Raw genomic sequence first — 8746 nt, 5'->3', positions numbered from 1 at the left:
CCCGCCGCAACAATAGCCTCCGACATCAAACGGTAGTGCCAACGCTTTAGAGACTCAAGCACAACATAAGCCTCTTCTGATTTCAGCCACGCTGCACGCTCAATGCCTTTGCCGCCATTGGTGATACTGGTCATGCGCTTTACGTAAGCATCCAACGCTGCATCACTGCCGTTCTTCACGAAGCCTTGCTTGTGCATGGTAATCCAAATTGCGCGTAGCTTGGTGACCTCTAACGCTCTTGGCTTGGTGGCCTTAGCCTGTGGTTGCGTGCTTTTGGTTTGCGGAACAAAGCCGAGCGACTTCATTCTATCCACCATTTTTCTGAGCTTGAAATCGTTCAGGCCGCGCGAACTGCGCTGGCCTGTGACTTCCTCTAGCAAATCTCGATAAGCTTCATCGCTGAGTTGCAATTCGCGCTTACCGATTTGTACAAGTTTAAGGAGCTTGGACATTTCTCTACCCTTAATTATTTGGCATCCAGTGCGTAACCTCTTGCCCGCCAAATGAAGTTAACACCCCTGTGAGACAAAAGATTCCAAGTCCAGACCAGTACGTTGCTGTTGACTCAGTTTCATCTTTAAACATTATTTTACAATCCTGACCATCCTCAGGAAGTTCATCAGCAATAGGCACCCACATATGTATCATGATTATTCCACCATTTACTAAGCCGCTTTGCGACTGTTCTTGTATTCGAGCTGACAAGCTTTGCACCAAGTTTGCAGGCCATCCGCTTCACGCGATGAGGGCGACCAAAACAGCGTATCTTGCGGCCAGAACTCAGTGCAGTGCGGACACCACTTTTCAAGCCCCAGCTCAGGACAAAGGCGCGCCTTTCCCGTTGCAATACGGCGTTGCAATAATCCTGCTTTCATTAGTGGCGTGTATTCACCGAACATAATAAAAACTCCCTTGGCTGCTCATCAGTGCCTAGCAACCACGCTAGGCAGACAAGCAAGGCGAACCTTGCTTGTTTCGCTACGCTTTCCATCCAAGTTCACGCAGCTTGGCTGCGATGGGGCTTTTCTCGCCGAGTGGGTCTTTGCCTTGGGCGAGCATTTGGTTTGCGCGCTCTACGTACCACGCGCTGACGTCTTCTCTTGGTGGCTCGGCCTTTTCGCTGTTTGCGGTTGGCTCACTCACCGCCACGTTGTTGCGTACCGCCAAGGTTTTATAAACACTCTTGAGGTAGTTGTGGTTTGCCAGTGGCTTTGAATCACCATGCTGTTGGCGCTTTTCGCGCAGCTTGGTGGTGCATTCAATCAGCGCGCTTGCAAGTAAATGATCGGCCTTGTACAGCTCCAACACTTCACCAATCAGCCGCAGGGCGCGGCTGTTGGAAAGGTCAGACTTTGCAGGGCGAAACAGGCTGATGTAACCCATCATTGGGCGCGCTACAAAGTCCGGCAGTTGGGCGACTAGGCTTAGCAGCTCGCGGCCTGCATCATCGGCAATCAGCGCATCAAGGGTGATGTTGCTGTGGCAAATCGGGCAGCGGCAGAGTTTCATAGCCCCTCCGCTTTCACAAAGTGCGCGCTGACCAACTCAATGCCTTCAAGCTTTTTATACTGGCGACAGAGCACTGAAGCTTTGGAGAAGTTTGGGATATGAAATACCAATGAATCATCAAGGTCTGGGTATTCTCTTTTAACTCCACGCTTGCCCCATATTCTGGTCATTGTCTCCTTGAACCTTCTGTTGTATTTCGCCCTAGTTTTCTTACCCCAAACGTCAGGCAGGATCGCAGGTGCTTTATCACTGAAACCTTTATCACCGCTGAAGCTAACCCATTCACCTTTGATGAACCCATCGATATACACTTGCAGACACGTTTTCGATTCAGACACGCGCACGCGGTTAACCGTCAGTTCATGGCCTTTATAGGCAAAAACGATGTTTACCCAGCCATCTGACATTTCTTTTTCAATTTGCTGCCACATCTCTTTTGTGATGGATTGGCTTTTTAGTTCGCTCATTCTTCTATTTCCTCTTCATCGCTGGCGATGGATTCAAAGTGTTTGGCTTGTGGTACTGGCGTAGTGCGCCACTCTCCACAGTGTTTGTCGGCGTGGGCGATGGCCTGTTCTCTTGTCCAGCGCCCGAAGTACATCAGATACTCGATCAGCTCTTCCGCCTTGCTTTCGGTGTGAACATCAAGCGGCTTCTCCACGGGATTTCAACTCCTCCATTAACCCTTCAAACTCTTCGCGAACGTTTGAACCTTCGCGATTGAGCACAAAGTTAAGCGCGGCGATATAGCCATCTTCAAAGGTGCTATCAGGAAAGGCGGTGCCTTTCTGTTCTTGTTCAATCAAGGTTTCAGCCATTTCAATTTTGCGCTCAATCGCGCTACGTGAGTGAACTGAAGTGAATGGGCGTTGCAGTTCGTTATGCATGGTTGATTTCCTTCTTCTTGTGATAAACCGTGACGATCACTTGGTTCTCGATGATGAAGTAAGCGTGTTCGCATTCCAGTATTCGCTTGGGTTGGAAGCCGTCACGCTGTTGTATTTTTCGCAATTCCCTTTTCGATGGGCGGCGCGCTGTGGCGACCGCCGCGACTAACTCAGGGAGACTGCGCTCAGTTCTTTGCCGCCAGCGATCCACTGCATGGCGGCTCAGTACCACTTCACCGTATTGGGTTGTGAGCAGAATCCCCATACGGCACCTTTAGAGCTTGGCGATATCGAGTGCGATCTGTTTATAACCGCCGTTTGAATCGCGCTCATAGATGCGCAGGTAAGGGGTTTTACCCACCACTTTGATGGAGTCTGCAATGGCGTCCATCGCTTCGATCCAGTCTTTGTCATCGATGTTGAGCTGGCGCAGGCTCAGCACTTGGTTAACGTCGATGTGGCCTTGTTTGTTGACGCGGAATGCAAGCTCAACCAAGGCTTTGATTTGATCGCTTGAGCCTTCCGACCAGCGCGTAATGCACTCGTCAATCTTGGCTTTGGCCGCTTGAATGCGTTCATCAAAGATTCGATGCTCACCAATGCTGCGCTGGATTTTGTACTTACCATCGAACGAGACGAGGGTGACGTTACCCTTCACGCCGCCGTACTTCACATCAAACTCTTCGGCGGAAAGGTCTACAAAGTCGGCGACCTGTGCCATTGCTTCGCTTTTGAATGCGGCCATGGCCTGCTGTGTGGCTTTCGCTTTGGCAACGATATCGAGCACGACTTCATCACGCAGTTTGTCGATCTCTTTGATTTGGCTCTCAGGCACCAAGTGACCAAGGTTGTTAGTGCGAAAGCCTGCTTGTGGGTTAGTGGATTGCATTTTGAACTCCGTTAGCTTTGTCAAATACGTGTTTTAAGTCTTGGTACAGTTTGTCTTTCACTGCTTCTGCAAGCAGTCCCATGGTTTCGTCTTCGCAGTTTTCGATTTGCCACTGGACAAGAACGGAGGGTTCTCCGTGCGGATCCTCTTCCTGCTTAAACGTAAGAGTGAGCTTTGCCATATTTCCAACTCCGTAGTATTTGCAATGTTTTCCAGAACGAGAGTTTCTCGTGCTGGTTCTCTTGTGAATTGATCACTGTGTTACCGACATACTGCTGGCACTCGCTTGACCACCAGCGAACGAGGCACCCGCAGAACTTGGTGACATACATTTTATTGAGCGTGCCGTGGCGCAGTTCGGTGACTTCCACGGCATCACGCATAAGCCGCTGAGCGATAGCGCCGTAAGGGTTAGCGATTTCAATCACTGGCATTTTGGTTACGCTGTTGGTGCGCAGCACAAAGCAGTGGTGGAAGTTCAAGCGGCCAACCGCTTTGAGTAAGGTTTCATGTTTGTTCATGTTGTTGTCCTATGCTGATATGCCTAGCGCGAGCTTCCAAAGTGGATTAATCAGATCAGGCTTTACCGATTCAGCCTTACTTGCTTTCACGCTTGCCTGTGGCTCTGGTTGAGTCTTTGGCTGTGCTGCCCTTTTCGCCAAGAGATTAAGCCCTCTTCTGATTGGCTTATTCACCGCTTCTTCAACTGTCATTCCTTGGCTGATAACTCGGGAATAAAGCGTTCGTAGCGGCACTCCGTATTGACGAGAAATCGCAGCCAATCCAACGATGCCTTGGTATTCATGCTGCTTTTTTTTCACATAAATGCCTTTCTGATGATTAACCGCTTCTTCAACCGTCATACCCAACCGATAGATGCGTTGATGTAGAGTTGGCTTAGGGATCCCCGTTAGCTCAGAGATAGCTCTCAGGCCTTTGGCCCCTTGGTACTCATTCTTGATATTGCTCATCACGTTTCCTTATGCCGCCATGCCTAGCGCCAGTTTCCAAAGTGGGTGCAGTAAATCTGGTTTGCGCACACCTATTAGCAGCTCAATACCTAGTGCTTCTTCTATGCTTAGCCCCATGCGACAAACGCGTTGTCTTAGTGTTTGCGGTAGCATTCCATTTCCGTATTCACGGGCGATTGCTGTTAAACCAACCGCGCCGCGATAGACGTATTTTTTCGCTCGTTTGCTGGCCATATGAACCTCACTCGTTGGCTGTTAGTTCTGCGAAGGCTTTGCGCAGCAAGGTGGTATCCATCGCCTTGCCGTTGGCGTACATCACAGAGAGCTTTAGGGTTTTGGTGAGCAGACGCAGCGCACCTGGGCGCTCGCTGACTTGCTGCATCAGCGCTTGTTCTTCTTCACCCATGACGTTCCATGCTTGCGCGATGGCTTTCACGTCTGACTTCTTGGCTTTGTGAATGCCGCGCTTCTTGGCGATGCGTGAGAACAGGCGTGCAAAGTCTTCATTGCGGCGTCCGCCTGTCAGTTGCGTGTACACCTTGTTGTTGCCGAGCAGTGCCATGCCGATGCCTGTCTCTTCTTGCAGAATGCGCAGCTCTTCTAGGGTTGGGTAATCAAGGTGGTCTGACTCATCAATGATCACTAGGCCCTCACTGTTAAGCAGGCGCTGGCGAATAACGCGTGACAGTGGCCCCTTGCGGCGTGGCGCTTGGTCTAGGCCGAGTTCCATCGCGAGTTCATACAGGCACTCAGTCAGGCTTGCGCGGCTTGGGCTTGCGGTAATCATCCACACATTGTTGTTGCTGCGTTGGTATTCACGCGCGGTTTCGGTTTTGCCGACACCACTTGCACCAAAGATAACGGCGAAGGATTCGGTGATTTGCGCGTAAGTCAGATCAGCCATGATTTGTTTGGCCGTCTCTGTCATGACAAAGCCGGGGTTGACGTTCGGGGTGGACTGGCGCTGTTCACGCATGCGCAGCCACTTTTCCAACTTATCGATCACGTTGCTTGGGTCTGCCGCGTAGGTGCCTTTCATGATTTGGCTTAGCGTGGCAGGAGATACGCTGATCTCTTTGGCGATTTGCGCACCCGTGACGGCTTTCGCTTCAATCAAGGCGCTAATATCCATCACCACTGTGGTGTTCTTGACTTCCGCCTTCTGTAAGGCAACGACGTTTTTCATGGGTTTTATCTCCGTTTAGCGGTGGTTTAAAGTCGGTTTTTCAGGCGTTGAGCCATCAGGCTGGCAACGCTGGCTTGGTAGTTCGCTTCCAAATCTTCTTCCGTTTCGATTTGCTCTTGCTGGCGAATCGCGGCGGCGGTGTTTCCGATAGCGACAGGGCGATACACCTCGACCACTTTTGCTTCTGGGATCACTTCTTCTTCTGGCTCTGGCATCATCGCGGCCACTTCCAATGCGCTCATTTCACGCTGCGCTTGGGCGGCGGCTTTGTTCGCTTTGGTAAACTGGGTGCGCTTGCGTTTGTGCTCTCTCGCGGCTTGGGTATCGCCGAAGCCAACCTTTTCAACGCACTCAGCAGTGCAGAGGTAAACACCGTTTAGGGTGTAGATCTCTACCGACTCGTGCAGCTTGATAGGGTCAAAACGTGCCACCAGTTTTTGGTCGATGTAGTTCATCATTACTTCGTTGAAGTAGCGGTTTTTGCGACCTGCCAACGTGCCACCCGCATCGAGCGTGATGGTGCCGTGGCGCGATACGCGACAGGCTTCCGCCGATAGCATCAGCATTTGCAACTGCTCTTTGGTGGCCTTTTTAATCGGCGCACTTTGGTAGCTGGCGTTAAACGCTTCTTCGTAGCTCATAAAGCCGCGACACACTTCGTTATTGCGGTTGCTCTTTTGGTTGAACATTTCCACACCGAGAGCGATGGACTTTAGGAACGCATCCGCATCAATGGCTTTGTCGCCGTAGTTCTCAGGCTTCGCCATTGGGTTCGGGCCTGTATAAGCGCCTTCGTTAATCGGTTGTTTGTCGATGTACTCTTCAAGGCCACCCACACCAAACGCACGCTCGATGGGCTTTGCCTGACCATGACCTTTACCGAGGATCACGCTTGTCCAGTGGATGTTTCGCTCACCGACTAACATGGTCATCAGGCCTTTAGGGTCGTCTGGCTTTACTTTGAAGCGGTAACGATTCGGCACGCCGCCCGTCATCCACTTGTTTGCCGCCGCACGGGTGTTATCAATGGTGATGTGCTTGGGTATGCCGTAGCGCTCGATCACATCCATAAAGCTAAGGCGGATGCTGTCTGTGTTTTCGCTGAGATCACAGCGCCAACCCAGAATCTTGCGGCTGTAAACATCAGCCCAGAACCATGTTTTAGGGCGCACGATTTCGCCATTGAACCAACGCACAAACACGTTGTGTTGGTAGCCGTCTCCGTTAATCCATTCGAGGGCATGCAGCTCAAGCACGCTGCGCTCTTGCGGCGGAAACATTTGGTGCAAGGCGTGCTCACCTTCGCGCAGCATGACGCGCGCTTGGATAGGCACTTCGGCTTCTAGTCGGCGGCTGAGGCTTTTCAGGCTTGGGATTGCCCAGCCGTTTTGCACTGCCACTTTCTTTAGGCGCTCGTAGCACACGCTCATGGTTGGGCGCTCTAGGCGAAGGTAATCACCTTTGAAGAACTCCCAAGCCTCTGGCGTGATGTGGGCAAAGTGCTCCACCTTGCGCAGTTGCGCGGTTTCAAAGTGCTTGGTGAGCAGCGCAGGTAGCCAGTCGCATTCGTCAATGTCTTTCACTTTGGCAACGTGACGGCGCAGCGTTGAAAGTGGGATTCCGTATTCATCACACACGGTTTGGTATGCGTGCATGCGGTTGATGCCGTTTTGTTCCAACGCTTTCACTGCTTGAACGCAGCGCAAGGCCTGATGTGCTTTCTGCTTGGTTTTGTCGTTGGTTTTACCCCACGATGCCCACAGCGATTCGCGACAATAGGTTTTCTCTGCCTTTGCTTTTGGCAGGTTGATGACTTGCTCACCAACTTTGACCTTGCCCGTTTTCTTTAGGAGGGCGGCTTGTGTTTGAGGAGGTAAGATGCTGATGTGAAATTCAAAGGCTTTAGTACCTTCTCTTTTTCTTTGCATGTCTGGCTGACCAGAAGCCAGCTTCACCAATCTATTTCTTGCGTTGTTTTTATCTGTTGGAAATCCACCAACGCCTGCGCATTCTTTTGCTGTAACCCACATATGGCTACCTCTCACGCACATTCTTTGGTGTAACGTGAAGGCCAAATAACCTCAGGCTCCACACCAATTTTCTGCGCAATGATGCGCTCACATTTTGGATACTTGAAACGCAGTGCATTGCGGAGAGTTGAACCTGCAATGCCGTGCTCTTCGGCTAACTTTTCGTAGTTAGTTCCTGCCTTTTCCAAAGCCGCTTTGATATCTGCCTTGTGCCAATCTCGATCAAATCTATCCATCGTGATAACCTCATGTGTTACATATATGCGCAACTCAAAACATTTGCGCTTTCGTGTAACACATAATTGATCAGAAAAATGCGCACGTCAATATCATTGCGCATTTTTCTTTCGACAGGTGCGAATTAAAATAAATAGAGAGAAAATGTTTAATGTCAGACACTTACAACAAAAATGCGGCAGGAAAAGACAAAAATGCGGATCACATTTTTGAAATCAAAGGAATAATGCGATTCCCCGAAAGGCTAAAGGAAGCTATTGGGGATATTTCAATTCGCAGCTTTGCGAAGAAATGTGGACTATCCGAGGCGGTTGTGCGCAATTATCTAGGCGGAAAAACATTCCCATCCTTAGATAAGCTCGCGCTGATATCAGAAATCAGCAACAAACCACTTGAATGGCTATGTTCAGGAGCCACAACCGATTATTCAGTTAGTGAGCCATCTGCCTTTTATAGCATCCCCATGGATGAGTTCGTGATGATACCTGGCTATCGAATACAGGTTTCAGCAGGTCACGGCGCGCTTAACCCAGAGAATATGGAGCCGACTCGGTATCTGGCATTTCGCCGTAAGTGGCTGAACTATAGAGGGTTCAACGAAAAGGATTTAGCGATCGTGTGGGCAAAGGGCGACAGCATGGAGCCCACGATCCACAACAATGACACGCTTGTAGTTCACATGGCTAGGAACAAGCCGCAAGATGGACACATCTATATTTTCAGGAATGGTGATGAGCTTTTTGTGAAGCGGTACCAGTCAATGTTAGGAACATGGCGACTGATAAGCGACAACCCTATATATGACAAGCTGGATATTCCAAAGCATGAACAGCACCAGTTTGATGTGGTTGGTCAGGTAGTTCACATCGCCAAAGACATCGGAGATTGATTTAAAGGTTTAAAGCGGTTTTAAAGCCTTTTTGCGATGTGCGCTCTAATGCTCATTTCAATAGTCTTAAAGTGAACTTTTAAAGAGGATTGCTCAAAACACAAAAGAATTGCTCAAAAGCCAAAATACAAAGCGGGGTTTGAAGCTC

17 protein-coding genes and 1 other RNA gene are annotated in these 8746 nt (G+C 50.1%); 1 reads left to right on the top strand and 17 read right to left on the bottom strand.

The features are described 5' to 3' along the window. From T411_RS0115095 to T411_RS0115020, 17 genes are all read right to left on the bottom strand, one after another. The coding region (locus T411_RS0115095; RefSeq protein ID WP_032473851.1) for a gp16 family protein at positions 1-452 on the bottom strand (452 nt) is incomplete at its 3' end. 10 nt (positions 453-462) lie between these two features. Continuing rightward, complete coding sequence (locus T411_RS1000000121600; protein ID WP_370294690.1) at positions 463-639, bottom strand: DUF551 domain-containing protein; 177 nt, start codon at positions 637-639, stop codon at positions 463-465. 26 nt (positions 640-665) lie between these two features. After that, positions 666-899 (bottom strand): hypothetical protein, encoded by a 234-nt coding sequence (locus tag T411_RS0115085; protein WP_000466684.1) that lies wholly within the window; start codon positions 897-899, stop codon positions 666-668. Positions 900-910: 11 nt separating this feature from the next. Next, positions 911-981, bottom strand: an RNA gene (locus T411_RS1000000120425) — hammerhead ribozyme type II. Next, positions 979-1509: a hypothetical protein gene (locus T411_RS0115080; RefSeq protein ID WP_000762331.1), complete on the bottom strand. Its 531-nt coding sequence runs from the start codon at positions 1507-1509 to the stop codon at positions 979-981. The genes T411_RS1000000120425 and T411_RS0115080 overlap by 3 nt, the downstream gene beginning before the upstream one ends. Then, the gene (locus T411_RS0115075) at positions 1506-1976 is read right to left on the bottom strand and encodes a hypothetical protein (RefSeq protein ID WP_001292533.1); all 471 of its coding nucleotides are present in this window, start codon (positions 1974-1976) and stop codon (positions 1506-1508) included. The genes T411_RS0115080 and T411_RS0115075 overlap by 4 nt, the downstream gene beginning before the upstream one ends. After that, a complete protein-coding gene (locus tag T411_RS0115070; protein WP_000414667.1) occupies positions 1973-2170 on the bottom strand; it encodes a hypothetical protein in 198 nt (65 codons plus the stop codon). Before T411_RS0115070 ends, T411_RS0115075 begins: the two co-directional genes overlap by 4 nt. Next, positions 2154-2396 carry a hypothetical protein gene (locus T411_RS0115065; RefSeq protein ID WP_000551394.1) on the bottom strand — a complete coding sequence of 81 codons (243 nt, stop codon included), beginning with the start codon at positions 2394-2396 and terminating at the stop codon, positions 2154-2156. Before T411_RS0115065 ends, T411_RS0115070 begins: the two co-directional genes overlap by 17 nt. Next, positions 2389-2661 (bottom strand): hypothetical protein, encoded by a 273-nt coding sequence (locus T411_RS0115060; RefSeq protein ID WP_000512066.1) that lies wholly within the window; start codon positions 2659-2661, stop codon positions 2389-2391. The genes T411_RS0115065 and T411_RS0115060 overlap by 8 nt, the downstream gene beginning before the upstream one ends. A gap of 9 nt (positions 2662-2670) precedes the next feature. Then, the gene (locus T411_RS0115055; protein ID WP_001192102.1) at positions 2671-3285 is read right to left on the bottom strand and encodes a DUF3164 family protein; all 615 of its coding nucleotides are present in this window, start codon (positions 3283-3285) and stop codon (positions 2671-2673) included. Continuing rightward, positions 3272-3466, bottom strand: a complete 195-nt coding sequence (locus T411_RS0115050; RefSeq protein ID WP_001096736.1) for a hypothetical protein — start codon at positions 3464-3466, stop codon at positions 3272-3274. The genes T411_RS0115055 and T411_RS0115050 overlap by 14 nt, the downstream gene beginning before the upstream one ends. Next, complete coding sequence (locus tag T411_RS0115045) at positions 3441-3806, bottom strand: hypothetical protein (protein ID WP_001032751.1); 366 nt, start codon at positions 3804-3806, stop codon at positions 3441-3443. Before T411_RS0115045 ends, T411_RS0115050 begins: the two co-directional genes overlap by 26 nt. Positions 3807-3815: 9 nt before the next feature. Beyond that, positions 3816-4256 carry a hypothetical protein gene (locus tag T411_RS0115040; RefSeq protein ID WP_000065387.1) on the bottom strand — a complete coding sequence of 147 codons (441 nt, stop codon included), beginning with the start codon at positions 4254-4256 and terminating at the stop codon, positions 3816-3818. 9 nt (positions 4257-4265) lie between these two features. Next, a complete protein-coding gene (locus T411_RS0115035) occupies positions 4266-4490 on the bottom strand; it encodes a hypothetical protein (RefSeq protein ID WP_000157297.1) in 225 nt (74 codons plus the stop codon). A gap of 7 nt (positions 4491-4497) precedes the next feature. Then, a complete protein-coding gene (locus T411_RS0115030) occupies positions 4498-5442 on the bottom strand; it encodes an AAA family ATPase (protein WP_000800334.1) in 945 nt (314 codons plus the stop codon). A gap of 26 nt (positions 5443-5468) precedes the next feature. After that, the gene (locus T411_RS0115025) at positions 5469-7472 is read right to left on the bottom strand and encodes a transposase domain-containing protein (protein ID WP_000270200.1); all 2004 of its coding nucleotides are present in this window, start codon (positions 7470-7472) and stop codon (positions 5469-5471) included. A gap of 11 nt (positions 7473-7483) precedes the next feature. Further along, positions 7484-7708 (bottom strand): helix-turn-helix domain-containing protein, encoded by a 225-nt coding sequence (locus tag T411_RS0115020; protein WP_000373567.1) that lies wholly within the window; start codon positions 7706-7708, stop codon positions 7484-7486. A gap of 152 nt (positions 7709-7860) precedes the next feature. Between T411_RS0115020 and T411_RS0115015 the strand changes: the two genes are divergently transcribed. Continuing rightward, positions 7861-8598, top strand: coding sequence for a LexA family transcriptional regulator (locus T411_RS0115015; RefSeq protein WP_001285966.1), 738 nt, complete (start codon positions 7861-7863; stop codon positions 8596-8598). The last annotated feature ends 148 nt before the right edge of the window (positions 8599-8746 follow it).

Origin of the sequence: Vibrio cholerae ATCC 14035 (assembly GCF_000621645.1) — a bacterium.
Classification (GTDB): domain Bacteria; phylum Pseudomonadota; class Gammaproteobacteria; order Enterobacterales; family Vibrionaceae; genus Vibrio; species Vibrio cholerae.
The sequence above is the reverse complement of the archived record's forward strand: the minus strand, read 5'-3'. Positions and strand labels throughout refer to the sequence as shown.

Bases quoted from the DNA above. Each gene is read 5' to 3' on its own strand.
- T411_RS0115020 (WP_000373567.1), bottom strand. From the start codon at position 7,708: ATGGATAGATTTGATCGAGATTGGCACAAGGCAGATATCAAAGCGGCT.
- T411_RS0115050 (WP_001096736.1), bottom strand. From the start codon at position 3,466: ATGGCAAAGCTCACTCTTACGTTTAAGCAGGAAGAGGATCCGCACGGA.
- T411_RS0115085 (WP_000466684.1), bottom strand. From the start codon at position 899: ATGTTCGGTGAATACACGCCACTAATGAAAGCAGGATTATTGCAACGC.
- T411_RS1000000121600 (WP_370294690.1), bottom strand. From the start codon at position 639: ATGTGGGTGCCTATTGCTGATGAACTTCCTGAGGATGGTCAGGATTGT.
- T411_RS0115040 (WP_000065387.1), bottom strand. From the start codon at position 4,256: ATGAGCAATATCAAGAATGAGTACCAAGGGGCCAAAGGCCTGAGAGCT.
- T411_RS0115060 (WP_000512066.1), bottom strand. From the start codon at position 2,661: ATGGGGATTCTGCTCACAACCCAATACGGTGAAGTGGTACTGAGCCGC.
- T411_RS0115025 (WP_000270200.1), bottom strand. From the start codon at position 7,472: ATGTGGGTTACAGCAAAAGAATGCGCAGGCGTTGGTGGATTTCCAACA.
- T411_RS0115030 (WP_000800334.1), bottom strand. From the start codon at position 5,442: ATGAAAAACGTCGTTGCCTTACAGAAGGCGGAAGTCAAGAACACCACA.
- T411_RS0115015 (WP_001285966.1), top strand. From the start codon at position 7,861: ATGTCAGACACTTACAACAAAAATGCGGCAGGAAAAGACAAAAATGCG.
- T411_RS0115065 (WP_000551394.1), bottom strand. From the start codon at position 2,396: ATGCATAACGAACTGCAACGCCCATTCACTTCAGTTCACTCACGTAGC.
- T411_RS0115035 (WP_000157297.1), bottom strand. From the start codon at position 4,490: ATGGCCAGCAAACGAGCGAAAAAATACGTCTATCGCGGCGCGGTTGGT.
- T411_RS0115080 (WP_000762331.1), bottom strand. From the start codon at position 1,509: ATGAAACTCTGCCGCTGCCCGATTTGCCACAGCAACATCACCCTTGAT.
- T411_RS0115045 (WP_001032751.1), bottom strand. From the start codon at position 3,806: ATGAACAAACATGAAACCTTACTCAAAGCGGTTGGCCGCTTGAACTTC.
- T411_RS0115055 (WP_001192102.1), bottom strand. From the start codon at position 3,285: ATGCAATCCACTAACCCACAAGCAGGCTTTCGCACTAACAACCTTGGT.
- T411_RS0115075 (WP_001292533.1), bottom strand. From the start codon at position 1,976: ATGAGCGAACTAAAAAGCCAATCCATCACAAAAGAGATGTGGCAGCAA.